General features: G+C 66.5%; 21 protein-coding genes and 1 tRNA gene. 12 read left to right on the forward strand and 10 right to left on the reverse strand.

The window, feature by feature from the left end; genetic code table 11:
• Positions 1-87: 87 nt before the first annotated feature.
• Positions 88-1,875, forward strand: coding sequence for an aminopeptidase P family protein (locus V6R86_RS01905; protein WP_338501569.1), 1,788 nt, complete (start codon positions 88-90; stop codon positions 1,873-1,875).
• Between the two features lie 80 nt (positions 1,876-1,955).
• Positions 1,956-5,972 carry an FG-GAP-like repeat-containing protein gene (locus tag V6R86_RS01910; protein ID WP_338501572.1) on the forward strand — a complete coding sequence of 1,339 codons (4,017 nt, stop codon included), beginning with the start codon at positions 1,956-1,958 and terminating at the stop codon, positions 5,970-5,972.
• Positions 5,973-5,982: 10 nt separating this feature from the next.
• Here the strand turns inward: V6R86_RS01910 and V6R86_RS01915 are convergent, their stop codons facing one another.
• Positions 5,983-6,114 (reverse strand): hypothetical protein, encoded by a 132-nt coding sequence (locus V6R86_RS01915; protein WP_338501575.1) that lies wholly within the window; start codon positions 6,112-6,114, stop codon positions 5,983-5,985.
• Positions 6,115-6,173: 59 nt separating this feature from the next.
• On the opposite strand from V6R86_RS01915, the gene V6R86_RS01920 reads away from it, so the two are divergent.
• From V6R86_RS01920 to V6R86_RS01930, 3 genes are all read left to right on the forward strand, one after another.
• Positions 6,174-6,248 (forward strand) — tRNA-Thr (locus tag V6R86_RS01920).
• Positions 6,249-6,301: 53 nt separating this feature from the next.
• Complete coding sequence (locus V6R86_RS01925; protein WP_338501578.1) at positions 6,302-7,303, forward strand: threonine aldolase family protein; 1,002 nt, start codon at positions 6,302-6,304, stop codon at positions 7,301-7,303.
• A 121-nt stretch (positions 7,304-7,424) separates the two neighbouring features.
• Positions 7,425-8,348: a DMT family transporter gene (locus V6R86_RS01930; RefSeq protein ID WP_338501581.1), complete on the forward strand. Its 924-nt coding sequence runs from the start codon at positions 7,425-7,427 to the stop codon at positions 8,346-8,348.
• On the opposite strand, the gene V6R86_RS01935 is transcribed toward V6R86_RS01930, so the two are convergent.
• On the reverse strand, positions 8,345-9,607 hold the full coding sequence (locus V6R86_RS01935; RefSeq protein WP_338501584.1) for a M48 family metallopeptidase: 1,263 nt from the start codon (positions 9,605-9,607) through the stop codon (positions 8,345-8,347). The two genes, V6R86_RS01930 and V6R86_RS01935, sit on opposite strands and share 4 nt — an antisense overlap.
• A gap of 119 nt (positions 9,608-9,726) precedes the next feature.
• On the opposite strand from V6R86_RS01935, the gene pepN reads away from it, so the two are divergent.
• The gene (gene pepN, locus V6R86_RS01940) at positions 9,727-12,327 is read left to right on the forward strand and encodes an aminopeptidase N (RefSeq protein WP_338501586.1); all 2,601 of its coding nucleotides are present in this window, start codon (positions 9,727-9,729) and stop codon (positions 12,325-12,327) included.
• 30 nt (positions 12,328-12,357) lie between these two features.
• Here pepN and V6R86_RS01945 read toward each other — a convergent pair whose 3' ends face one another.
• Genes V6R86_RS01945 through V6R86_RS01965 form a run of 5 tightly spaced genes read right to left on the reverse strand, consistent with a single transcriptional unit; the run spans position 12,358 to position 16,107 of the window.
• Entirely contained in the window at positions 12,358-12,651 is a 294-nt protein-coding gene (locus tag V6R86_RS01945) for a GIY-YIG nuclease family protein (protein ID WP_338501588.1), read from the reverse strand.
• Between the two features lie 47 nt (positions 12,652-12,698).
• Positions 12,699-13,271, reverse strand: coding sequence for an ABC transporter (locus V6R86_RS01950; protein WP_338501591.1), 573 nt, complete (start codon positions 13,269-13,271; stop codon positions 12,699-12,701).
• On the reverse strand, positions 13,271-14,224 hold the full coding sequence (locus V6R86_RS01955) for an MlaD family protein (RefSeq protein ID WP_338501592.1): 954 nt from the start codon (positions 14,222-14,224) through the stop codon (positions 13,271-13,273). The genes V6R86_RS01950 and V6R86_RS01955 overlap by 1 nt, the downstream gene beginning before the upstream one ends.
• 9 nt (positions 14,225-14,233) lie before the next feature.
• Complete coding sequence (locus V6R86_RS01960; protein ID WP_338501594.1) at positions 14,234-15,022, reverse strand: ABC transporter ATP-binding protein; 789 nt, start codon at positions 15,020-15,022, stop codon at positions 14,234-14,236.
• Positions 15,022-16,107 carry an MlaE family lipid ABC transporter permease subunit gene (locus V6R86_RS01965; RefSeq protein ID WP_338501597.1) on the reverse strand — a complete coding sequence of 362 codons (1,086 nt, stop codon included), beginning with the start codon at positions 16,105-16,107 and terminating at the stop codon, positions 15,022-15,024. The genes V6R86_RS01960 and V6R86_RS01965 overlap by 1 nt, the downstream gene beginning before the upstream one ends.
• Before the next feature lie 176 nt (positions 16,108-16,283).
• On the opposite strand from V6R86_RS01965, the gene V6R86_RS01970 reads away from it, so the two are divergent.
• The 5 genes from V6R86_RS01970 (at position 16,284) to V6R86_RS01990 (ending at position 20,731) form a co-directional block, all read left to right on the forward strand.
• A complete protein-coding gene (locus V6R86_RS01970; RefSeq protein WP_338501599.1) occupies positions 16,284-17,393 on the forward strand; it encodes a CDP-alcohol phosphatidyltransferase family protein in 1,110 nt (369 codons plus the stop codon).
• Positions 17,390-18,166, forward strand: coding sequence for a nucleotidyltransferase family protein (locus tag V6R86_RS01975; protein WP_338501600.1), 777 nt, complete (start codon positions 17,390-17,392; stop codon positions 18,164-18,166). The genes V6R86_RS01970 and V6R86_RS01975 overlap by 4 nt, the downstream gene beginning before the upstream one ends.
• Before the next feature lie 3 nt (positions 18,167-18,169).
• Entirely contained in the window at positions 18,170-18,838 is a 669-nt protein-coding gene (locus V6R86_RS01980; RefSeq protein WP_338501602.1) for an HAD-IB family hydrolase, read from the forward strand.
• 51 nt (positions 18,839-18,889) lie between these two features.
• Positions 18,890-19,960, forward strand: a complete 1,071-nt coding sequence (locus tag V6R86_RS01985) for a serine hydrolase (RefSeq protein WP_338501604.1) — start codon at positions 18,890-18,892, stop codon at positions 19,958-19,960.
• 93 nt (positions 19,961-20,053) lie between these two features.
• On the forward strand, positions 20,054-20,731 hold the full coding sequence (locus tag V6R86_RS01990; RefSeq protein WP_338501606.1) for a hypothetical protein: 678 nt from the start codon (positions 20,054-20,056) through the stop codon (positions 20,729-20,731).
• A 15-nt stretch (positions 20,732-20,746) separates the two neighbouring features.
• Here the strand turns inward: V6R86_RS01990 and V6R86_RS01995 are convergent, their stop codons facing one another.
• Together V6R86_RS01995 and V6R86_RS02000 are read right to left on the reverse strand one after the other, a co-directional pair.
• Complete coding sequence (locus tag V6R86_RS01995; protein ID WP_338501607.1) at positions 20,747-21,346, reverse strand: hypothetical protein; 600 nt, start codon at positions 21,344-21,346, stop codon at positions 20,747-20,749.
• Between the two features lie 50 nt (positions 21,347-21,396).
• Positions 21,397-22,704 (reverse strand): cystathionine gamma-synthase family protein, encoded by a 1,308-nt coding sequence (locus tag V6R86_RS02000; RefSeq protein WP_338501609.1) that lies wholly within the window; start codon positions 22,702-22,704, stop codon positions 21,397-21,399.
• Between the two features lie 78 nt (positions 22,705-22,782).
• On the opposite strand from V6R86_RS02000, the gene V6R86_RS02005 reads away from it, so the two are divergent.
• On the forward strand, positions 22,783-23,103 hold the full coding sequence (locus V6R86_RS02005; protein ID WP_338501611.1) for a DUF305 domain-containing protein: 321 nt from the start codon (positions 22,783-22,785) through the stop codon (positions 23,101-23,103).
• 12 nt (positions 23,104-23,115) lie between these two features.
• On the opposite strand, the gene V6R86_RS02010 is transcribed toward V6R86_RS02005, so the two are convergent.
• On the reverse strand, positions 23,116-23,349 hold the full coding sequence (locus tag V6R86_RS02010) for a hypothetical protein (protein WP_338501613.1): 234 nt from the start codon (positions 23,347-23,349) through the stop codon (positions 23,116-23,118).
• Positions 23,350-23,390: the final 41 nt, after the last annotated feature.

A 23,390-nucleotide genomic window follows, 5' to 3' on the forward strand; every position in this document is an offset into this window, starting at 1 on the left:
ACGGGAAGACCAAGGATTTGGGGCGGATCGACGGTGGCGCAAGAGAGGAGCTTTCGTCCACCCCGCGACAAGCGCTAGAGGGCTCCCATGAGCACGCACACCGACCGCCTCGCCGCCCTTCGCCAGCAGCTTGCCGCCCAGGGCCTCGACGGCTTCGTCATTCCGCTGACCGACGAGCATATGAGTGAATATGTCGGGAGCTACGCGCAGCGATTGGGCTGGCTGACCGGGTTCGAGGGCTCGGCCGGGTCGGCGGCGGTGCTGACGGACAAGGCGGCGATCTTCACCGACGGACGCTATACGCTGCAGGTGCGCCAGCAGGTGGACGGAGCGAACTGGTCCTATGAGCCGGTGCCGGAATCGAGCCCGGCCGACTGGCTCAAGGCCCATGCCCAGGCGGGCGCGCGGATCGGCTACGACCCGTGGCTGCACCGCGGCGACTGGGTCAAGAACACCCGCGAGATGCTGGCCGCCAAGGGCGCCGAGCTGGTCGCGGTGACGGACAATCCGATCGATGCGATCTGGGAAGGCAAGCCGGAGCCGAGCAAGGCGGCGCTGATCGTTCATCCCGAGCGGCTGGCCGGCCGGTCGAGCGCGGACAAGCGCCAGGCGGTGGCCGATTGGCTGGGCGAACAAGGCGCCGATGCGGCGGTGCTGGCGGCGCTCGATTCGATCGCCTGGACCTTCAACCTGCGCGGAAGCGACGTCGCGCGGACGCCGGTCGGGCTGGCGTTCGCGCTGGTGCATAGTGATGGCACCGCCGACCTATTCGTCGAGGGCGAAAAGGTGACCGCCGAGCTGCGCCAGCACCTCGGCAACGGGGTGCGGCTGCACGAGCGGGCGGAGTTCACGGCCAAGCTCGGCGAGCTTGGCGGCAAGACGGTGGCGGTCGATCCCGAGCGGTCGGTGGCGGCGATCAGCGAGGCGCTGGAGGGCGCGGGCGCGACCATCATCGCGTTGCGCGATCCCACCGTGCTGCCGCGCGCGATCAAAAACGAGGCCGAGATTGCCGGCCAGCGCGCTGCGCAGACCCGCGACGGCGCGGTGATGACGCGGTTCCTGAAATGGGTCGGTGAGCATGAGGGCGAGCTCGACGAACTCAAGGCCTCCGACCGACTGGAAGCGATCCGCCGCGAGGATCCGAGCTTGCGCGACCTGTCGTTCGACAGCATCTCGGCGTTCGGCGCCAATGCCGCGAGCCCGCATTATCATTCGACCGAAAAGTCGAACGTGCCGTTTCAGCCCGGCTCGCTCTACCTGATCGATTCGGGCGGGCAGTATGAGGACGGCACCACCGACATCACCCGCACGGTCGCGGTGGGCGAGCCGAGCCAGGAGATGCGCGAGCGGTTCACCCGCGTGTTGCAAGGCCATATCGCGATCGACCGGGCGCTGTTCCCCAAGGGGACGCGCGGCGGTCAGCTCGACAGCTTCGCGCGGCGGCCGTTGTGGGAAGCGGGCCTCGATTATGCGCACGGCACCGGCCACGGGGTCGGCAGCTTCCTGTCGGTCCACGAAGGCCCGCAGCGAATCGCGCCGGTGGGCGGCGCCTATGCCGGGGGCGACGAGCCGCTGCAGGCCGGAATGATCCTGTCGAACGAGCCCGGCTATTACAAGGAAGGCGCCTACGGCATCCGGATCGAGAATTTAGTACTGGTGGTCGAAAAGGACGTCCCCGGCGCGGAGAAGCCGATGCTCGGGTTCGAGACAATGACCTTTGCGCCGATCGACCGGCGGCTAATCGTCACCGACATGCTGAGCGCCGACGAGCGGGGATGGGTCGATGCCTATCATGCCGAGGTCGTGCGGCGGATCGGGCCGGGCCTTGGTGCCGAAGACCGCGCGTGGCTTCAGGAGCAGTGCGCGCCTCTTTAAGAAATAGAGCTTAGCTCAGCCCTAAGACTTCCTGAATGCATGTCGCTCGTGCATGATGAGGGAAAGTAAGGGGGAGCGTAATGGCTTATTTCGTCGGCACCGCGGGCAATGACAACCTCACTGGCGGTGACGAATCCGACTACATGGACGGCAATGGCGGTAACGACCAGTTGTCGGGTGGCAACGGATCGGACTCTATCGCCGGCAATCAGGGCGAAGACATTCTCTACGGCGGGGAAGGCAACGACGATCTCTACAGCGGAGATCGCTCCCCTTACTTTTTCCTTCCCTATTACGATAATCCCATCGTTCTGCCTCTGGTCGACAGGGGAGCCGAGCGCGACTCGCTGAACGGCGGAAGCGGCGACGACCGGCTGTTCGCCGGCTTTGGCGACAACGTCGATGGTGGAGTAGGTAACGATTCGCTGTTCATCAGTTTTCTTGCAGCGACAAGCGGCGTTAACGCCGACTTCAGCCAGTCAACGCTGTCGATCGGCGGCGGAATCATCACCGGCATCGAGAATATCAGCTTCGTCGAGGGCAGTAACTTCGACGACTTCATCAATGTCGCCTCGCCCGGATCGAACGGTTATTCGGATCGCACCACCGTGTTCGGCATGGGCGGCAACGACATCCTGCTTGCCGGATATTACACCGCCTACCTCGATGGTGGAGACGGCAACGACATCGTCGACGGGCGTGGCAGCCAGTATATCCAGGCCGTCATCGGCGGCGCCGGCGATGACGTTCTTTACACCAATTCCAATACCTTCGCGCGCGCCGACGGCGGCGACGGCAACGACCGGATCTTTGCCCACGGCAAGATCGACGGCGGTGCCGGCGACGATTATATCGAGATCCAATACAGCTATTACGGCGGCGAAGTATCCGGCGGTTCCGGCAACGACGAGATCCGAGCCGCAACCAATCCTGCGCTCATCGCCGGCGGTTCTGGCGCCGATCTCATCATCGGCCACATCGGCAACGACAGGCTTGGATCGGCCGATTTCGGTCCTTACCCGAACATCCTCGCCGACGACATGGGGCTCGAACAGGATACGATCTACGGCGTCGACGGGGACGATCTCATTGCCGGCGGCTATGGCGACAATCTCGATGGTGGCGTCGGGCAGGATACCCTGCGCTATTCGATGGGCGGCCTGACCCAGGGTATCGATTTCGACACCGCCATCTTTGCGCCGGGTCAGTTCGTGACGATCGGCGGCGGCACGGTCGTGAATTTCGAAACGCTGGCTTATTTCCGGGCGACCGAGTTCGACGATATCATTCGCGTCGCCACGCAGACCGGCTCTCTCGAAGTGAATGCCGGCGCCGGCAACGACCTCATCTATACGGGCGGCAGCTTCGCCCAGCTATTCGGCGGGGCTGGCAACGACCGTTTCGTCAGCTCAGGCACGGGTGGGATGGTCGGTAACCTTCTCCATGGCGGCGATGGCATCGATGAGATCGACTATTCGGCCTATGCCAGCGGGGTTACGGTCACGCTGGGATCGCCGGGGATAAGCGGCTCCGGCGCGAGCGGCGACCGCCTCAACACCATCGAAAACATAACCGGCACGGCCTTTGCAGACACGCTGACCGGCAATGACGAAGCGAACGATATCCGCGGCGGGGCCGGGAACGACATTATCAATGGCGGCGCCGGCAACGACAAGCTGTATGGCGAGGGCGGCGACGACATTATCAACGGCGGGTTCGGCGCCGACGCCATCTGGGGTGGATCGGGCAACGACATCATCAATGGCGGCGGTGGCGGCTATCCGCTCGTCAACGAGACCATTTTCGCCGAAGACGGTGACGACCTGGTCATCGTCGAAGGCGCGCAGGACAGCGCTTGGGTCGTCGCCAGCGGCGGTGCGGGGTTCGATACGCTTCGCGTGCAGGTCAGCGGCTATACCGGCCCCGGTTTCACCCGCTTCACCGGGTTCGGCTTCACCGGCTTCGAGCGCCTCGATCTGAGAAGCGGCACCAACTTCGAATATGTGTCGAACTTCGCCGAGATCGTTGTTGCGCCACAGATCACGGTGAACCTGCTCGATTCGCTCAACCCGGCCGTAAATCTGGCGATCAATGGCAATCTACTTTCGCTGTTCCGGTCCTCGCTGGCGACCGTGACCGGTAGCGACGCCGCCGAACGCGTCGAGCTCGGCCGGGACAGTGTGGTGAGCGGCGCCATTGCGCTTGGCGGGGGGAACGATGATTTCGTTCTGAGCGAAACGGTTCTCGGCACTGTTCCCGCACGCTTCGGCTCGGTCGATGGCGGTGCTGGTTTGGATACGTTCAAGCTGGCGGGCATCCGAGGCGAGCGGACGTTCGACTTCGCCACCGTGACCGGGTTCGAGCGGCTGTGGATCAACGTCGAAGCGCAGATGCCGGCGACCACGGTGACGATCACCAATGCTTCGGGCCTGTCGCAAATCATGCTTGCGCCCGAAGTCACGCTTGTCGTGAAGAACAGCGTGCTCGCCAATGCGTTGGTGACGCCCGGCGCGGGCGTGATCATCGAGGCCGGTTCGGTGATCGGCGGCTATGGCTATCCGACCGACGGCCCTTACGATCAGCGCACCGACGTGGATGCGTCGACACCCGGCAATACCAGCTTCATCATCAACAACGGTACCATCACCGGCGACGTCAAACTTGGCACCGGCAACAACCTTTACGACGGGCGCGGCGGGACGATCGGCGGCACCGTGTATGCGAGCGGCGGCAACGATACTCTTCTGGGCGGCGCCGGGGTCGACAAGCTGCAGGGCGGGTTCGGCAACGATCTGTTGTCGGGCGGGCTCGGCAACGACGTACTGTCGGGCGGCGCGGGGGCCGATATCTTTCGGGGCACCGCCGCCGAGTTCGCCGGGGACGTCATCACCGACTTCACGGCGAGCGACCGCATCGTCATCACCAATGCGCGGCTGAGCGACCTCAACCTCACGCGCAGCGGCGACGTGATCAGCTTTACCGGCGGATCGCTGACCGTGACCGGACTTGGCGCGGGTCTTCTGGCCTTCCGAGAGGTTGCCGGTGGCAATGTCGAATTCGGCTTGATTGCCAGCCAGTTCTTAGGGCCTGGCAACATCCTTGTCGGCAATTTCGGCATCGGGGCCGGCGGCTGGACGAGCCAGAACCAGTTTCCGCGCCACGTCGCCGACGTGAACGGCGACGGCTACAGCGACATCGTCGGGTTCGGCTATGCCGGCGTATTGGTGTCGTTCGGCTCCGCCAGCGGCAGCTTCTCGACACCGGGGCTGATGGTCGCCGACTTCGGGCAGACCAGCGGCTGGCGCAGCGACGATCAATTCCATCGCGAGCTGATCGATGTAAACGGCGACGGTCGAGCGGATATCGTCGGCTTCGGCATTGCCGGCACCCTGGTGTCCCTGGCCCGGGCCGATGGCACCTTCGCCAACGCGACCTTCGCCACCATGGATTTCGGTGCCGAACAGGGCTGGATGACGCAGGAGAAGTTCGCCCGCACGGTTGGCGACGTCAATGGCGATGGCAAGGCCGATATCATCGGCTTCGGCACCGCCGGGACGTGGGTCGCTCTCGGCAACGGGAACGGCACCTTCCAGGCCGTGAAGTTCGGCATCGCCGACTTCGGCGTCCAGCAGGGCTGGAGCAGCGACAACGGCTTTCATCGCAAGGTCGCCGACGTGAATGACGATGGATTCGACGACCTCATCGGCTTCGGCTTTGCCGGTACTCTCGTCGCCCTGTCCAATGGCGACGGCACCTTCAAGCCGGTGAAGCTTGCCCTGGGCAATTTCGGCAGGGATCAGGGCTGGTCCAGCCAGAACGACTTTGCCCGCGACGTCGGCGACGTGAATGGCGACGGCCGTGCCGATCTGGTCGGCTTTGGGTATGCCGGCACCTATGTCGCTTATGGCCGCAGCGACGGCAGTTTCGAAGCACCGCGGCTCGACGTCCAGGCCTTCGGCAAGAACCAGGGCTGGGGCAGCGACGACATCGTGCATCGCGAGCTTGCCGACATCAACAATGACGGCACGCTGGATATCGTCGGCTTCGGGGTATCGGGTGTGGTCGCCGGCCTGAACCAGGGGCACTGGCTGGCCTAGCGCGGCGCGGTCAGGATCGTTCGTCGCCCTCGGCCGGCGGCTCGTGCGGCGGTGCCTTGGCGGGCGCTGCCGCCGCCTTTCGCTTTCTGAGGTTCTCGCGCAACGCTGCGGCGAGTCTCGCGTCTTTATCCTTGTTGGTCATTCCTTTCCCTTGACACCCTAGGGCCCGCACCGCCATAGGCCCGCCCGTCTCCGGACAGTGCTGCCGTAGCTCAGTGGTAGAGCGCATCCTTGGTAAGGCTGAGGTCGTGAGTTCAATCCTCACCGGCAGCACCATTTTCCTTTAAACAAGCGACTGGACCTCTCCTGCCCGACCGGTAGAGGGGGCCATGCGCTTTTTCTCCGACAATGCCGCGGCGGTGCATCCGGCCGTGTTCCAGGCGATGGCCGAGGCCGACCGGCTCGACACCGCGTATGACGGCGATGCGTGGAGCCAGCGGCTCGACGGCGCTTTCTCGCACCTGTTCGAGCGCGAGGTCAGCGTCCTGTGGGTGACCACCGGCACTGCCGCCAATTGTCTGGCGCTGGCCGGACTGGTGCCGCCGTACGGAGGTGTCCTCTGCCACCGCGAGGCGCATATCCAGGTCGACGAGGCGGGTGCGCCCGAATTCTTTACCGGCGGGGCGAAGCTGCTGCTGGTCGACGGGCCGGGCGCCAAGCTGACGGTGGACGCGCTGGAAGATGCCCGCGGCCGCATCCGCGCGGACGTGCATCAGGTGCAGGCGAATGCGCTGTCGATCACCAATGCGACCGAATATGGTCTGACCTATTCGGCGGCGGAGACGGCGGCACTGGGCGCGTGGGCGAAGGCGCATGGCCTCGGCTTTCATCTCGACGGAGCGCGGTTCGGCAATGCGGTGGCCTCGACCGGCGCTAGCGTTGCGGATCTCACCTGGCGGGCGGGCGTCGATGCGCTGAGCTTCGGGTTCGTCAAGAATGGCGGGCTGTCGGCCGAGGCTTTGGTGTTGTTCGACCCGGCGCTGGCAGACGGGATCAGGCGGCGGCGCAAACGGTCGGGGCATCTGCTCAGCAAGGGCCGCTATCTGGCGGCGCAGTTGCTGGCAATGGTGGAGAACGACATCTGGCTCGACAATGCGCGCGCAGCCAATGCGGCGGCGCGGCGGCTGGCCGAGGCGGCGGGCGAGCGCTTGGTCTATCCGGTCGAGGCCAACGAGGTGTTCCTTCGCGTCAGCGCGGCCGAGGCCGAGGCGCTGCGGAGCCAGGGCTTCGATTTCTACGACTGGGGCGTCGGCGAAGCGCGGCTGGTGACGAGCTGGGACCAGGACATGGACGCGGTCGAGACTCTGGCCCGGGCGATCGAGCGGCTGTGAGGCTGAGCGCGCCTAAGTCTTCGGTCGTCATCCCGGGCTTGACCCGGGATCCCGCTATTTCCTTCGTCGGCGCCAGAAGCAGAAGCGGGACCCCGGATCAGGTCCGGGGTTACGGAAGAAAATGAGCGCGCCGCTCGGCCGCGGCACGGTCCTTCTCTTTTTCTGCATCATCACCCTCATCTGGGGGTCGACCTGGATCGTCATCCGCGATCAGCTGGGCGTCGTCCCGGCGCAGTGGTCGGTTACCTATCGCTTCGTCATCGCGGCCGCCGCCATGGCGCTTTACACCCGCTGGCAGGGCAGTCCGCTGACCCTTCCGCCCGGCGCGTGGAAGATCGCGGCGCTGTTCGGTCTTTGCCAGTTCTGCGTCAATTTCAACGCGGTGTATCTAGCCGAGCATCACATCACGAGCGGGCTGGTCGCCTGCGTGTTCGCGCTGCTGCTGATCCCGAATTCGCTGCTCGCCTGGGCGTGGACCGGGCATAAGCCGAGCCGCAGCTTCATCCTGTCGGCGATCCCCGCGATCGGGGGTATCGCGCTGCTGTTCTGGAACGAGGTGCAAAGCGCGCGGGCGCCGCTGGGTGAAGCGACGCTGGGAATTGGGCTGACCCTGCTCGGCGTGATGGGCGCGAGCGTTTCGAACGTGCTGCAGACCACCGACCGCGCGCGGGAAATCGCGCTGCCGACCATGCTGACCTGGGGCATGATCTTCGGCGCTGTCTTCGATGCGGTCTTCGCGCTTGCCGTCAGCGGGCCGCCGGTGTTCGATCCCCGGCCGGGCTATTGGCTGGGCCTCGCCTATCTCGCGCTGTTCGCCTCGGCGCTGGCGTTCAGCCTGTACATGCCGATCATCCGCACCATCGGCGCGGGCCGCGCGGCTTATTCGAGCGTCATCGTGCCGATCATCGCCATGGCGCTGTCGACCGTGTTCGAAGGCTATCGCTGGACTCCGCTGGCGGTCGTCGGCGCGGTGCTGGCGATGGCGGGCATGGTGTGGGCGCTGACCAGCCGCCGCGAGGTCGTTCCGACCCCGGTCGCCGACTAGTCCTTGACCGGCAGCGGCGCGGGCCGCTGCAGCGCGCGTTGCTCGGGCGGCAGCTCGGCAAGGTGGCGAGCCTTCCACTCCATCGACATGCGGGCGCGGTTGTAGCCCGAGGGATGGTCGAAGAAGACGATCTCCTCGAGGGTGCCCGGCTCGAGCTTGCGATATTCGGACAAGCGCATCGCGACCTGGGCGAAGCCGTCGGGCTCACGCGCGGCGTCGAGACCGAAGGCGTCGGCTTCGATTTCGTTGACGCGAATGATCGAATTGGTGAGCGGGGTCGCGGCCAGCATGGCGATGGTGAACAGGATCGAGAGCAAAGGGAGCGAGGCGGGGTCGGCGACGTCCCGCACCCCCCAGCGGGCGCCGTAGCGGGCGAGCAGGCGCGGCGCGGCGAACCAGGCGAACAGGAACACGGCGAGGAAGACCAGCGCGAAGCCGCCGATCAGCTTCCATACGTGACCCCGCACGTAGTGGCCGAGTTCGTGGCCCATTACCGCTTTGCTTTCCTCCGGGCTGGTGCGGTTAAGCAGGTTGTCGTTGAGGCTGATGCGGATGGTCGGTCCCAGGCCGCTGACATTGGCCGAGATGCGATCGGTCTGTTTGGACGCGTCGAAGACATAGACGTTGTCGGCGGGCACGTTGTTGGCCTTGGCCATCGCCAGGATCTCGGTCCGAAGCGGGCTTTCGGCCATTGGGGTGTAGGTGTTGAACAGGGGTGCGACGAACACCGGGGCGAGCAGCGGGCCGAACGCGACGAAGGCCAGGGTCAGCCCGGTGCCCCATAGCCACCAGCTGCGCGGGGCGCGGCGGATGACGGCATAGATGGCGGCGAACGCCAGGGCGCCGACGATGAGGCTTAGGGCGAACCCGGTCGCTTCTTCGGAGGACCAAGCGGCGAAGCTCTGGTTCGACATGGCATATTGATGCTCACGCCAGAAATCGGTGTAGATCGTCCACGGCAGCAGGATCAGCGTGGTGACCGCGACGTAGGGTAGCCAGTAGAGCATGGTGCGCAGCGCCGGGCGACGGACGCGGCGGGCGGCCCAGGCGCTCCACCGCGCCGACCAGCCGAAGTGCAGCAGCGCCCAGTTGACCGCGATGCCGAAAAGGGCGTTCCACAACAAAAGCCAGTAGCCGCCTTCAAAATAAGCGTCGGAACGGGCGCGGACCGGCCCTTCGACCATCGCGAGATAGGCGCGCGTTGCGGCGTCGACGTCGAACGCCGCCGCGGCGCTCGCGGCCAGCATGGTAATGCTCACGTATAAGCCCCCTAATTGCCCGCAAGCTTAGCGCGGCGGCGGCGGTCCGCCAGAGGGGTTCGACGGATCGACGAGCGGCAAGGTTGTGGGTGGAGGGTGCTGCGCCTAAGTCCACGACCATGCTCGATATCCGTGCGTCGCTGGACGCTCCCGCCGCCCCGCCCGTCATCCGCCGCGAGGACTATCAGGCGCCCGACTGGCTGGTGCCGGAAGTCGAGCTGGCCTTCGCGCTGGATCCGGCGCGGACGGTGGTGACAGCGCGGCTGACGGTGACGCGCAACGGCAGCCACGACCGGCCGCTGAAGCTCGACGGTGAGGAGTTGGAGCTGCTGGCGCTGCGGGTCGATGGCGAAACCCGCGAGCCGCGGTTCGAGGACGGGCGGCTGGTGGTCGATCTCGCCGGAGAGACGGCGGTGGTCGAGACCGAGGTCGCCATCGCGCCCGAGAAGAACAGCCAGCTGATGGGGCTCTACGCCTCGGGCGGCATCCTCTGCACGCAGTGCGAGGCCGAGGGCTTCCGCCGCATTACCTTCTTCCCTGACCGGCCCGACGTGCTGAGCCGCTATCGCGTGCGGCTGGAAGCGGACCGGCAACGCTTCCCCGTGCTGCTGGCGAACGGTAATCCGGTCGAGACCGGCGAAACCGCCGACGGGCGCCATTCCGCGTTGTGGCAAGACCCCTTCCCCAAGCCCTGCTACCTGTTCGCGGTGGTCGCCGGCGACCTCCAGTGCAACGCCGATACCTTCACCACGATGAGTGGCCGCGAGGTCGAGCTGGGCATCTGGGTGCGCGAAGCCGACCTGCCGAAGACCGAACTGGCGATGCAGGCGCTGAAGGACAGCTTCGCCTGGGACGAGCGGACCTATGGCCGCGAATATGATCTCGACCGGTTCAACATCGTCGCCGTCAGCGATTTCAATTTCGGCGCGATGGAGAACAAGGGCCTCAACATCTTCAACACGCGCTACGTGCTGGCCGATCCCGAAACCGCGAGCGACGGCGATATCGACGCGGTGGCCGCGGTCGTCGCACACGAATATTTCCACAATTGGTCGGGCAACCGGGTCACCTGCCGCGACTGGTTCCAGCTGTCGCTGAAGGAAGGCCTCACCGTCTTTCGCGACCAGGGGTTCAGCGAGGATATGGGGTCCGAAGCGGTGCAGCGGATCGATCAGGTGCGGACGCTTCGCGCGGCGCAGTTCCCGGAGGACGCGGGCCCCCTCGCCCACCCGATCCGGCCGGACTCCTATCTCGAGATCGCCAATTTCTACACCGCGACGGTCTACAACAAGGGCGCCGAGGTGATCCGCATGATGCGGACGATTCTAGGGGCCGAGGCCTATCGGAAAGGCACCGACCTTTATTTCGAGCGGCACGATGGGCAGGCGGTGACCTGCGAGGATTTCGTGCGGGCGATGGAAGAGGCGAGCGGGGTCGATCTGACGCAGTTCCGCTTGTGGTATTCGCAGGCCGGCACGCCGACCGTGACGGCGCGGCTGGAGCAGGACGGCGGGCGGACGGCGCTGTATCTCAAGCAGCACGTGCCCGCGACGCCGGGGCAGCCGGACAAGCAGCCGATGGTGATCCCGCTCAGGGTGGCGCTGATCGGCGCGGAGAGTGGGCGCGAGGTCGCCCCGGAGCGGCTGGTGCTGCTGAGAGGGGCCGAGCAGGTCGAATGGTTCGAAGGCGTGGACGAGCCCGCGTTCCTGTCGATCAACCGCGGCTTTTCGGCCCCGGTGATCGTCGAGGCGCAGCGCCGGCCCGGCGAGATCGAGGCGCTGGCGGCGGGCGATACGGACAGCTTCGCGCGGTTCGAGGCCGGGCAGGAACTGATGACCCGCGACCTGCTGGCAGCGATCCGAAACGGCGGCGCGGTCGAGGTCGAAGCGATCGTCGCGGCGGTGGGCGCGACGCTGCGCAGCCAGTCGCTCGACCCCGCGTTCAAGGCCGACGCCATCGCGCTGCCGAGCGAAAGCCTGCTGATCGAGAAGCTCGATGCGGCCGATCCGGCGCGGGTGCATGAAGTGCGCGAAGAGGTGCGCCGGGCGATCGGGACGCGGCTCGGCGAGGAGCTGCGCCGCGCTTATACCGCAGCGAGCGCAGCCGATCCGGCCAGCCTGTCGGGCGCGGACAAGGGCCTGCGCCGCCTCCGCGCGGCGACGCTGGCGCTGATCGCGGCGGGCGACCCCGCGCTCGGCGCGAGCCTCGGGCAGCAGCAATATGATGCGGCGCGGACGATGACCGAGCGGCAGTCGGCGCTGATGGTGCTGGCGATGCTCGGGCCGGATGCCGCGGGCCAGGCGCTGGACGATTTCTATGTGCGGTTCGAGGCCGATCCTTTGGTCATCGACAAATGGTTCGCGGTGCAGGCGTCGGTGGGGAGCGAAGGCACGCTGGAGGTGGTCGAGGCGCTTCAGCAGCATCCCGCCTTCACGCTGGCCAACCCCAACCGACTGCGCGCGCTGGCCGGCAGTTTCGCGGGCACGCCCAGCGCGTTCCACCGCGCCGATGGCAAGGGCTACGACTGGCTGGCCGAGGTGATCGTCGCGGCGGACAAACTGAACCCGCAAACCGCCGCGCGGTTCGTCGCTCCGCTGGGACGTTGGCGCAAGATCGAACCCGGCCGCGCCGCGAAGATGCGGGCCGCTCTACAACGCATCCTCGCCGAGCCGGGGCTTAGCAAGGACGTGTTCGAACTGGCGAGCAAGAGTTTGGGTTAACTTCCCGTCGTCCCGGCGCAGGCCGGGACCTCAGGCGAGATGGAGATCGGCTGCAAGATCGCGCCATTCCGAATTGCGTTCGTGGATCAGCCGCAGCTTCCAGAGCCGCGGCCATTCCTTGATGCATGTCTCGCGATGGATGGCTTCGGCGATGGTGTCGTGCTGTTCGGCAAACACCAGCAAGGTGCAATTGTAGCGTTTGACGAATTGCGAGCCGATGCCAGCGCGGTGCTGCGCGAGGCGTTCGGCGAGATTGGCGGTGACGCCGGTGTATAACGTTCCGTGCGGTTTGTTTGTGAGAATGTAGACCCAGCCGCCGGTCATGCTCGCGCTTTAGCTGCCTGAGGTCCCGGCCTTCGCCGGGACGACGATCAGCCGCCGATCCAGCGCGCGACCTGGTTGGCGACGTTGTTGGCGGCGGCGTTGATCGCGGGGCCGACGGTGACGTTGGTGCCGTCGGCGGGGGCCGAGGCGGTGAAGCGGCGGGTCTGGACGGTCGCGCCGCGGGCGGCGGTGGCGTCGTAGGTGACGACCACCTGGCCGCTCGCCACGTCATAGCCGAAGCGCTGCAGCACGCCCGATACTCGGGTGCCGGGGTCGATGCCGGTCTGGCGCGGATCGATGACGACCCGGCCGGTGACGCGCTTCACCGTCTCGCTCAGCAGTTGCTGGAACAGGCGGTCGGGGGTGTCGAGATATTGGAGGTCCTCGACGTAGGTGACCTGCCCCGAGCGCTCGAGCACCGGCACCCGGACCTGACGCACGTCGCGGCCGGCGATCGGCAGCTCGATGGTGATCGCTTCGCCCGCTGCGGCGGTGCGCTCGAAGGTTGCACTCGGCGTCGCCGGGGTCAGGGTCAGCAGCGTCGCCGGGGTCTTGCCGCCGAAGCAGGCCGACAACGACAGGGGCAGCGCCAGGGCGGCGGCGAGAGGCAGAAAACGCATCAGCGGGACTTTCCGGGCTTGTGATCGGGGAGCTTGGGCGCGCCGAGCACGCCGGTGACGCCGCCTTGTTCGAGCCTGTTCGACACGCCTTCCAGGCTGGCGGTAAGATCGCGCAGGTCGCGGACCAGGCGGTTCACTTCGGGCAGGGTCGACTTGGAGAAATTCTGCACGCCCGGCCGCGCATCGGCGACCAATGTGTCGATATTGGCCGAGGTCTGCTGCAGCGACTGAAGCGTGCGGCGCAGATCCGCCGCGGCCGGCTGGACGTCGCGCTGGACTACCGCGTTGCTGCTGTTGGCGAGCTTGGCGACCTCGTCGGCGGCGCGGCCCGCGTTGCGCGCGGCGACCCGCGCTTCGGCCAAAGTGTCGGCCATTTCGGGCGCCCGATCGGCCAGCACCCGGCTGGTCTTGTCGATATTCTCGAGGATGTCGGAGATGGCGTTCTGGTTGCGGTCGCTGAGCAATTCGGTCAGCCGCTCGGTGAGGCGCTGGATGCGCTCCAGCAGTTCCGGCGCGCTGTTCAGCAGCGCGCCAAGGCCGCCGGCCGAGCTTGGCACCACCGGGCAGCCCTGCGGGCCGACCTGGGTCAGCGGTTGCGCGCCCTTGACCGCGCCGTCGAGCTGGATCTCGCTCACGCCAGTGAAACCGACGCCCTTGATCTGCGCGGTGGTGCCTTGGAGCACGGGGGTCGATTCCTCGACCTCGATCCGGACCCAGACGAATTCGGGCCGGTTGGGCAGCAGCGACACCTTGGTGATCTGGCCGACGGGAACGCCCGAGAAGCTGACGTTGGACCCGCGGTTGAGGCCGCCGACGCCCTGGCTGAAATAGATGTCGAAGCACTTGCGCTTGTCGGTGTTCAGCCCCGCGATCCACACCGCGAAGAGAAGCAGGCCGACCAGCAGGGCCAGGACGACGGTGCCTACCAGCACCTGGTTCGATCGGGTTTCCATGGCTGCTCTTTATGCCGCTGCCGCGCGGCCGCGCGGTCCGTTGAAATATTCGTGGATCCAGGGGTGATCGAGGGTGAGAAGGTTCTCGATGGTGTCCACCGCGACGACCTTGCCGTCCGCCAGCACCGCGACGCGATCGCAGATGGCATACAGGCTGTCGAGGTCGTGGGTGATGAGAAAGACGGTCAGGTCGAGCCGTTCCTGAAGGCCCTTGATCAGCTGGTCGAACGCCTGCGCGCCGATCGGGTCGAGGCCGGCGGTGGGCTCGTCGAGGAACAGAAGCTCGGGATCGAGCGCGAGCGCGCGGGCCAGCCCGGCGCGCTTTCGCATGCCGCCCGACAGCTCGCTTGGGAACTTGGCACCGGCATTGTCGGGAAGACCCGACATGACGATCTTGTAGCTTGCGATCTCGTCCAGCAGCGGCTGCTTGATGAACGGGAAATATTCGCGGATCGGGACCTGTACATTCTCGGCCACGGTCAGCGTCGAGAACAAGGCGCCGTTCTGAAACAGGATTCCCCAGCGGCGGCGAATGTTCTTGGCTTCGTCTTCCGAGCGGTCGACCATGTTTTCGCCGAGCACTTCGATTTCGCCAGCGGTAGGGCGCTGAAGGCCGATGATCGAGCGCATCAGCACCGATTTGCCGGTGCCCGATCCGCCGACCACGCCGATGATCTCGCCGCGTCGGACGTCGAGGTCGAGGTCCTGATGGATGACCTGCTCGCCGAAGCGGTTCTCGAGGCCGCGCACGCGGATGATCGGATTCTCGTCGTCGGGAAGGATGGGCGAACCCTGCATCAAATCCACCCGATCGAGCTGAAGAAGACCGCGAAAATGGCGTCGAGCACGATCACAAGGAAGATCGACTGCACCACCGCGGCGGTGGTCTTGAGGCCGACCTGTTCGCTATCGTTGGCGACCAGCATGCCCTGAAAGCAGCCGGCCAGCGCGATGATGAAGCCGAACACCGGTGCCTTGATCAGGCCGACCCAGAGGTCGGTCGCCGGTACCACTTCGGAAATGCGCTGGACATAGGTCAGCGGCGGGATTTCAAGGCCGATCCAGCAGAACAGGCCGCCGCCGATGATCGCGGTCAGCATCGCCCAGAAGGCGAGCAGTGGCATGACGAAGATGGTGGCCAGGATCCGCGGCACCACCAGCGCTTCCACCGGCGATACGCCGATGGTCCGCATGGCGTCCACTTCCTCGGTGATCTTCATGGTCCCGATCTGCGCCGCGAAGGCCGAGCCCGAGCGACCCGCGACCATGATCGCGGTCATCAGCGGCCCCAGCTCGCGCACGGTGATCCGGCCGATCAGGTTGATGGTGTAGACCTCAGCGCCGAACTGCTGAAGCTGGACCGCGCCCTGCTGGCCGATCACGATGCCGATGAGAAAGCTCATTAGCCCGATGATGCCGAGCGCGCGCACGCCGACCACGTCGAACTGCTGGACCAGCGCATTGTAGCGGAAGCGTTTGGGATGGGTGAGTACGGCGGCGAGCCCGATCAGCGTCGCCCCGAAAAATCCGAGCAGGCCGGCGAAGGTGCGGCCGAACTGGATCGCCCAATCGCCGATTTCCGCGACCATGCCGAGCTTCTTGGGGCGCTTCACTTCGGTCGGATGATCGGCGTCGGCCACCTGGTCGAGCAGCTTGGCGACGTCCGGGCTGGCGCCGCTGACCTGCGCCTGTCGATCGCGCACGGTGCGATGGATCAGCCACGCGCCGACGGTGTCGATCCGCTCGACCTGCGAAAGGTCGATCTCGACCGGATCGGCCAGCGCGTCGAGTTCACGCTGGGTCGAGCCGGCGCGATTAATGGTCAACGCACCAGTGGGTGCGAAGATATTGCTGTCCGTCTTGGAAACCGCCGCCGAAGCCATCAGGCGCGGATATGCTCGTAAAGCGGGAAATCGGCAAGCATCGGCGGTTCAACGCGAAGAAAAGCGTTTCGGGTGCAACATGATTACCGGATTTCCGGTTACAGCCGCAATTCGGTGCCGGCACAATTTCCTGCCTTGTTATTGCCAGACTTTGCGGCTTTGCGGAGGAGACGATCATGGCCGACGCCCCCGCCTCCTCCCCGACCATTCAGTTCGTTGCCGTCGGCGATCCGCCGGTGCGCCTGTTCGGACGCACCGCCAAGACCCGTGCCGAGCAGGTCGCGGCCAAGGCCGGGCTGGTGCCGGTGGCGGCGGAAGACAGCGCCAAGCCTCGGATCGTCGCCGACATGGGCTATGCCTGGGATCCGGCTTGGCTGGACGAGCTCAAGAACCGTCCGGGCTCGGCCCTGATGCTCGACGGGCAAGCGGTGATGATGCATCTGGAAGCGGGAACGACGCGCGGGGGGTTCGATGCGTCAGGCCTGACCCCGATCGACGCGCGCACCGCGACCCTCAACTATTCGCTGCTGCGAAAGCGCGAGCGGCCGTTCGTGATGCCGCTCGACCCCGCCGACCCGCTTCCGGTCGAGCGCGCGCTTTACGATGCGTCCTACAAGGGCGTGACCGATCTTCTGACCTTGTACCTGTGGCGGCGGCCGGCGTTCTGGCTGACCCGCTGGGCGGCGCAGATCGGGATGACGCCCAATCAGGTCTCGCTGATCGGCGTGGTGTTCTGCGTGGCGGCGTTCTGGGCGTTCTGGAACGGCCAATATTGGCTCGGCACCGCGACCGGCTTCGTGTTCATGGTGCTCGACACGGTGGACGGAAAGCTCGCCCGCTGCACCGGCACCTCGTCGAAATGGGGCGATGTCCTCGATCACGGGGTCGATCTCATCCACCCGCCTTTCTGGTGGTGGGCGTGGCTCCACGGACTGGGCGCGGCCGGGCATCAGCTGGAAGAAGTCTACAAGGGCGGCATCTTGGCGGTGATCGTCGGCACCTATATCATCGGGCGGATCATCGAAGGCCTGTTCGTGTGGCGCTTCGGGATGCACATCCACGTGTGGCAAGCGGTGGATAGCCGTTTCCGCCTCGTCACCGCCAGGCGTAACCCCAACATGGTGATCCTGGTCGGCGCGCTGTTGTTCGCCCGGCCCGACCTCGGCATCGAGCTGGTCGCCCTGTGGTCGGTGCTCAGCCTCATCTTCCATTCGGTCCGCCTGGCACAGGCCGAGGGCCGCGCGGCGCGGGGGCGCAAAATCATCAGCTGGCTCGACCGCCCGTGACTGACGACAAGCGCTGGACCGTGCTGCTGCTTGCCGGCTCGCGCCCGGGCGGCGATCCGCTGACCCGCAGCTTGCAGGTTGATTACAAGCCGCTGCTGCCGATCGCGGGCGAGCCGATGCTTTTACGACCGATCCGCGCGCTGTTGGCGACCGAAAAGGTAAGCAAGATCCGCGTGCTGACCCAGCAGGTCGAGCGGCTGCGTGAGGCGTTGCCGAACGAGCCGCGACTGGTGGTGGAGCGGTCGGACGACACCATCGCCGCGACGTTGCAGCGTATCTGCGCCGATCCGGAAACGCCTTATCCGCTGCTGGTCACCACCGCCGACCACGCCCTGCTGACGCCGCAGATGATCGAGGAATTCCTCGCCGGATCGGCGGGCAGCGACGTGGCGATCGGGTTCGTCAGCCGTTCCAACATGCTGACCCGCTTTCCCGATGCGCAGCGGACCTGGCTGCGGTTCGGGCGGGAGCGCTACAGCGGCGCCAATCTGTTCGCGCTGCGCACGCCCGAGGCGCGGATCGGGATCGAGCGTTGGCGCAGCGTCGAGCAGGATCGCAAGAAAGGCTGGCGGGTGCTGTTGCAGATGGGCCTGCCGCTGTTCCTCGGCGCAGTGCTGCGGGTGCGCGATCTCGATCAGTCGGCGCGCGGGCTTAGCCGAAGTCTCGGCATCACCATCAAGGGCGTGGTGCTGAGCGATCCCACTGCCGCGATCGATGTCGACAAGGCGGCGGACTATACGTTGGTCAACGAGATCCTGGCGGGGCGAGCCTGAGCCATGGACCTTGCGATCTACGACATGGACCGGACGGTCACCCGCCGTCCGACCTACACCAGCTTCCTGCTGCATTGCGCGCGGCGGCGGGCGCCATGGCGGCTGCTGTTCCTGCCGCTCGTGGTGGGATCGATGCTGGCTTATGTGGCGAAGCTGATCAGCCGCGCGACGCTGAAGGAGATCAACCACCGGCTGTTGCTGGGCGGGAGCATTCGCCCGGCGGATCTGAAGCCCCTGGTCGACAGCTTCGCCGACGCGCAGGCCGCGCACAACATCCGCCCAGGCGCGCGAAAGGCGATCGCCCGCGATCATGCCGAGGGACGCCGGGTAATCATGGCCACCGCCAGCTACCGCTTCTACGCCGCCGCGATCGCCGAGCGGGTGGGGTTCGACGACGTGATCGGGACCAACACCCTGCTTGGGCTCGACGACAGCGTGATCTGCCGGATCGACGGCGAGAATTGTTATGGCGAAGCCAAGATGCGGATGGTCGCTGACTGGGTCGAACGGTCAGGCCTGACCGGCAAGCATGGCCACGTCCGCTTCTATTCCGATCACGTCACCGACGCCCCGGTATTCGAATGGGCCGACGAAGCGGTGGCGGTGAATCCGCATGGGGCGCTGCGCGAGCTCGCGGCCAAACGCGGCTGGGCGGTCGAGGATTGGGGCTGATACCGCCTTTCGGTCGCTGAAATAGAGCCGGCCCGAACTTACATCGGGTAGATGAAACTGTCCCTGCCGCTGCTCGCCGCCTGTTCCCTGCTCGCCGCTGGATGCTCCGATGCGCAGCCGGGCAGTCGCCAAACGCCAGCCTCCACCGAACGTCGGGTGGAGACCCGCGGGCTCGATCCGGCGTTGATGGCCGAGGTGCGGCGGGAGGCCGACGCGCTGCCGCGCGTTCATTCGGTGCTGATCGCGCGGGGCGGCGAGACGCTGGCCGAATATCGCCTGCGCGGGCCCAGCCTCGACACGCCGGTCAACATCAAGTCGGCATCCAAGTCGGTGCTGTCGGCGCTGACCGGAATCGCGATCGGGCGCGGGGTGCTGACCGGGGCCGAGCAGAAGATCGCGCCGCTGTTGCGGGCTGATGTGCCTGCCAACGCCGATCCGCGTATCGAACAGATCGAGGTGGGACATCTGCTGTCGATGCAGGCCGGGCTCGGGCGGACGTCGGGGCCGAATTACGGCGCGTGGGTCGCGAGCCCCAATTGGGTACGTTACGCGCTGTCGCGCCCGTTCGCCGCCGATCCGGGCCGGGAGATGCTGTATTCCACCGGCTCGTCGCACCTGCTGTCGGCGGCGCTGACCCGGGCGTCGGGGCGCAGCACCTATGCCCTCGCGCAGGACTGGCTGGCCGAGCCGCTCGGCATCACGCTGCCGCCCTGGCCGCGCGATCCGCAGGGCATTTATTTCGGCGGCAACGACATGCTGATGTCGCCCCGCGCGCTGCTGCGGTTCGGTGAGCTCTACCGCAACGACGGCGTCTGGCAGGGGCGGCGGATTCTACCCGAAGGCTGGGTGCAGCAAAGCTGGCGGCCGCGCACCACCTCGCCGTGGAGCGGCAATCCCTATGGCTATGGCTGGTTCACGCCGACCAGCGCCGGTCGCCAAGTGCATTTCGCCTGGGGCTATGGCGGGCAGATGCTGTTCATCGTGCCGAGCCTCGACCTGACGGTGGTCATGATCTCCGACCCCTCGCCCCGCCCGCGCGAGGAAAGCCATGTCGCGGACCTGGGCCGGATCCTGGCGACCGGGATCATCCCGGCGGCGGAAAAGGGTGCGGGCATCTCGTGACCGCCTGACGCCACGCCTCGCCATCCATCGACCGGACGCGGCCGTTCGACGAAGGCGCCGAGCCGGCCGTGCTGCGAGGCGTAGGGCGAGACGATGTCTCATGCCCTTGCCTCGCGCCCTGCCCGCCCCGCGATGGATGGCGGCCGCCTGTTCCTCAGCGCCACCTTCTTCGCCTTTTGCTATTGCCTGCTGACGTGGCGCGCGCATCTGCTGACCGAAACGGCGCCCTTGTTCAGCGATCGCCGCGCCATTGCCCTGCTGGTCGGCGCGGGGGTGTTCTGGCTGGCGCTGGGGCAGCTTCAGGGGCCGGGCCGGCTGACCCTGGTGCGCACCGCGAGCTGGGTCGTGCTCGGCACCATCGTCGTCATGGTCGCGCGGCTGGCGGTCAATTGGTGGAAGCCCGACGCCGTCCTGACCGTCGCCTACAGCCTGCGCTGGTCGCTCGCCTGGGCGGCTTATTTCGGGTTCTGGCTGATGGGTGCGGCGACGTTCCGGAAGCGCTCGGCGGCGGTGGCGAGCGTCGCGGCGCCGACCGCCGCCGCTCGCGCGGAGCGGGTGGCCGAGTGGGAGCAGGTCGACTGGCTGGTCGATGCCGTGGGGGCGGAATTCGCGGACGCGTCGGGCGAGGATCGCGCGCGGTTCGCCGATCGCCTGATCCGCAAGGCCGGGACCTTTGAGCTGGCGGACGACGACGGGGCGAATGCCGCCTACAATGCGCGGCTGCGGCTGGTCTATCGGATCGCCGCGCGCATCACGACCGATCCGCGATAGCCGCGATCCGGACGCCTAGTGCGTCCAGTCGAGCGTCACCTTGTCGAAGTGCCAGCGAAGCTGCGCGGGGGTGGCGCCGTCGATGTCGTTGACGCGGCGGAGCACGGCCTCGCCCTCGATCCGGACCGGGCGGCCGTCCCTGTCGGCGCTCGTGATGGTGACCGGCGCGGTGTAGTAGAGCGAGCCCGCGGCGCCTTCCATCGTGCCGGTCGGGACCGCGACCATGATCTTGCCGAGATCCTTGAAGATGGCGGCGAAGTCGGCGCGGCTCCAGCGCTGCTTGTCCGCCGGCGAAAGCAGATCGTAGGCCTGGTCGAAGCGCTTCAGTTCGATCGCGCGGGCGAAATCGAGGAGGATGGCGCGGGCACCGGTTTCGCTGCGCTCGGCCCGGTCGGTGAGCGGCGGAGCCGGATTGGGCTCGGCACTGGATTGGCGCGCGGCTGCCCCCGTTGGCGCGTTGCCGTCCAGGATCGGTTCGACCGGCGGAACTGCGACGGGCGAAGCCGCCGCAGTGTTGTCGGTCGGGACAGAGACATTCTCGGCGGCGGGCTGCTGCTGGCAGGCGGCGAGCGCCAGGGCCAAGCCGAGCGCGGGACAAATCTTGCTGCGAATCATGGGGGATCGAACCGGCCAAGCGCCTTGCCGTTCCGATCCCCCCTGTTCGATCAGACCGCCTGCAGCGCGTGCTCGAAATCGGCGATCAGGTCGTCGGCATTCTCGACCCCGATGCTGATCCGCACCAGATTGTCGGTGATGCCGAGCGCTGCCTTGCGCTCGTCGGGCACGCTCAAATGCGTCATCGCCGCCGGCGCGCTGGCCAGCGTTTCCGTACCGCCGAGGCTGACCGCGAGATGGGCGATGGTGAGGTTGTCGAGGAAGGCGAACGCCTCTTTCTCGCCGCCCTTCAGGTACAGCGAGAAGGTCGATCCGGCGCCGGTGCAATGGCGCTTGTAAATGTCGGCCTGGCGGGTGCCTTCTTCGAGGAAGCCCAGGTACCCGACGCTTTCGACCTTGGGATGGTCCTTGAGGAATGCGCAGACCTTGGCCGCATTCTCGCCCGCGCGGCTCATCCGCAGTTCCAGCGTCTCGAGACTGCGCAGCAGCATCCAGGCGGTGTTGGGATCGCAGATGGTGCCGATGGTGTTGCGCATCATGCGGATCGGATCGAGGAACTTCTTCGAGCCCACGAGGCCGCCGGCGACGAGATCGCTGTGGCCACCGGCATATTTGGTGAGGGAGTAGACGGTGATGTCCGCGCCCTGCGCCAGCGGCTTGGCCCACAGCGGCCCGAGGAAGGTATTGTCGATCGCGATCGGTGGCACGTCGCCGCCGCTGAACGCCGCGTCACGCGCTGCCTTGACCGCTTCGACATCGACCAGCGCGTTGGTCGGATTGGCCGGGCTTTCGAGATAGATCAGGCTGAGGCGGCCCTTCGCCTTGGCCGCTTCGATCACCTTGGCGATCTCGTCCTGGGTCGAGCCGGCGGGGAAATCGAGCCAGGTGATGCCGAACTGGCCGAGGATCTTGGCGATCAACGTCTCGGTCGCGGCATAAAGCGGGCCCGAATGGACGATCACGTCGCCCGGCCGGGCATAGGTCAGCAGCAGAGTGGCGATGGCCGACATGCCGCTCGAGAAGGTCAGTGCTTCCTCGGCCTGTTCCCACAGCTTCAAGCGGGCTTCGAGGATTTCCTGGTTCGGGCCGTTGAAGCGCGAATAGACGAGGCCTTCGGCGCCGCCCGGGCGCTTGCCGGTGATGCCTTCGAAGAAGCGTTTGCCGTGGGCGGCGGTCTCGAACACGAAGGTCGAGGTGAGAAAGATCGGCGGCTTCAAACTGCCTTCGGACAGCGCGGGATCGAAGCCATAGCCCATCATCATCGATTCAGGGCTGAGTGGGTGGTTGCCGATCGCCATCGGGCTTTTCTTGGGGCGGCGGCTGGCGGGGACGCCGGTCATGTCAGCTTCGTTTTCCATGGGGCAGCCCCTAGCCGAGGTCGCGCACGGGCGAAAGCCGAGGTTGCGTGCACGCCGCCGGCACCCATCTAGCGGTTCATGACGAAACTCTTCTTTTCCGCTCTTGCCGCGCTCAGCCTTGCCGCCTGCGGAAGCAACGCGCCGCCACCGCCCGCCGACAACGGCATGGCGGGCCACAGCATGCCGGGCATGGCCATGCCCGCACCCACCGGCGACCAGGATCGCGATTTCGCCCGGCAGATGATCGTTCATCACCAAGGCGCGATCGAGATGTCGCGGGTCCAATTGGCCCGCGGCAAGGATGCCGAGATGCGTCGTCTTGCGAAGGAAATCATCACTATGCAGGAGCGCGAGATTGCGCAGTTCAACGCCTATCTCGACCGCACCGGGGGACGTTAAGAACTTTTTCGGTCAGGCGCCGCGCCTGCTGGCGAGCAGGCCGGCGAGAAACCCGAGCGACAGCACCCCCACCCCGCCCGCGGCGATCGCAGCCCACGACCGCGCCGGCGGTGCAGGCGCAGGCGCGGGTCGCGGCGGGCGGAGCTGGCCGCCTTCCTCGACCGGAATGCTGTGCACCGTCCGGCTGATCGCCTTGATCCGCTCGCGCTTGGCGGCGGCGCTGTCGGGGCTGGGCTCCTGATCCATGAACCCAGCAACTAACGAGGCGGCGTTGCGGCTGCGTTAAA

This window comes from Sphingomonas kaistensis, assembly GCF_036884275.1.
Classification (GTDB): Bacteria; Pseudomonadota; Alphaproteobacteria; order Sphingomonadales; family Sphingomonadaceae; genus Sphingomicrobium; species Sphingomicrobium kaistense_A.

Coding starts and splice junctions, on each gene's coding strand:
- V6R86_RS01955 (WP_338501592.1), bottom strand. CDS start 14,224: ATGGAAACCCGATCGAACCAGGTGCTGGTAGGCACCGTCGTCCTGGCC.
- V6R86_RS01960 (WP_338501594.1), bottom strand. CDS start 15,022: ATGCAGGGTTCGCCCATCCTTCCCGACGACGAGAATCCGATCATCCGC.
- V6R86_RS01925 (WP_338501578.1), top strand. CDS start 6,302: ATGCGCTTTTTCTCCGACAATGCCGCGGCGGTGCATCCGGCCGTGTTC.
- V6R86_RS02005 (WP_338501611.1), top strand. CDS start 22,783: ATGACGAAACTCTTCTTTTCCGCTCTTGCCGCGCTCAGCCTTGCCGCC.
- pepN (WP_338501586.1), top strand. CDS start 9,727: ATGCTCGATATCCGTGCGTCGCTGGACGCTCCCGCCGCCCCGCCCGTC.
- V6R86_RS01965 (WP_338501597.1), bottom strand. CDS start 16,107: ATGGCTTCGGCGGCGGTTTCCAAGACGGACAGCAATATCTTCGCACCC.
- V6R86_RS01945 (WP_338501588.1), bottom strand. CDS start 12,651: ATGACCGGCGGCTGGGTCTACATTCTCACAAACAAACCGCACGGAACG.
- V6R86_RS02000 (WP_338501609.1), bottom strand. CDS start 22,704: ATGGAAAACGAAGCTGACATGACCGGCGTCCCCGCCAGCCGCCGCCCC.
- V6R86_RS01995 (WP_338501607.1), bottom strand. CDS start 21,346: ATGATTCGCAGCAAGATTTGTCCCGCGCTCGGCTTGGCCCTGGCGCTC.
- V6R86_RS01980 (WP_338501602.1), top strand. CDS start 18,170: ATGGACCTTGCGATCTACGACATGGACCGGACGGTCACCCGCCGTCCG.
- V6R86_RS01930 (WP_338501581.1), top strand. CDS start 7,425: ATGAGCGCGCCGCTCGGCCGCGGCACGGTCCTTCTCTTTTTCTGCATC.
- V6R86_RS01915 (WP_338501575.1), bottom strand. CDS start 6,114: ATGACCAACAAGGATAAAGACGCGAGACTCGCCGCAGCGTTGCGCGAG.
- V6R86_RS01950 (WP_338501591.1), bottom strand. CDS start 13,271: ATGCGTTTTCTGCCTCTCGCCGCCGCCCTGGCGCTGCCCCTGTCGTTG.
- V6R86_RS01910 (WP_338501572.1), top strand. CDS start 1,956: ATGGCTTATTTCGTCGGCACCGCGGGCAATGACAACCTCACTGGCGGT.
- V6R86_RS01985 (WP_338501604.1), top strand. CDS start 18,890: ATGAAACTGTCCCTGCCGCTGCTCGCCGCCTGTTCCCTGCTCGCCGCT.
- V6R86_RS02010 (WP_338501613.1), bottom strand. CDS start 23,349: ATGGATCAGGAGCCCAGCCCCGACAGCGCCGCCGCCAAGCGCGAGCGG.
- V6R86_RS01970 (WP_338501599.1), top strand. CDS start 16,284: ATGGCCGACGCCCCCGCCTCCTCCCCGACCATTCAGTTCGTTGCCGTC.
- V6R86_RS01990 (WP_338501606.1), top strand. CDS start 20,054: ATGTCTCATGCCCTTGCCTCGCGCCCTGCCCGCCCCGCGATGGATGGC.
- V6R86_RS01905 (WP_338501569.1), top strand. CDS start 88: ATGAGCACGCACACCGACCGCCTCGCCGCCCTTCGCCAGCAGCTTGCC.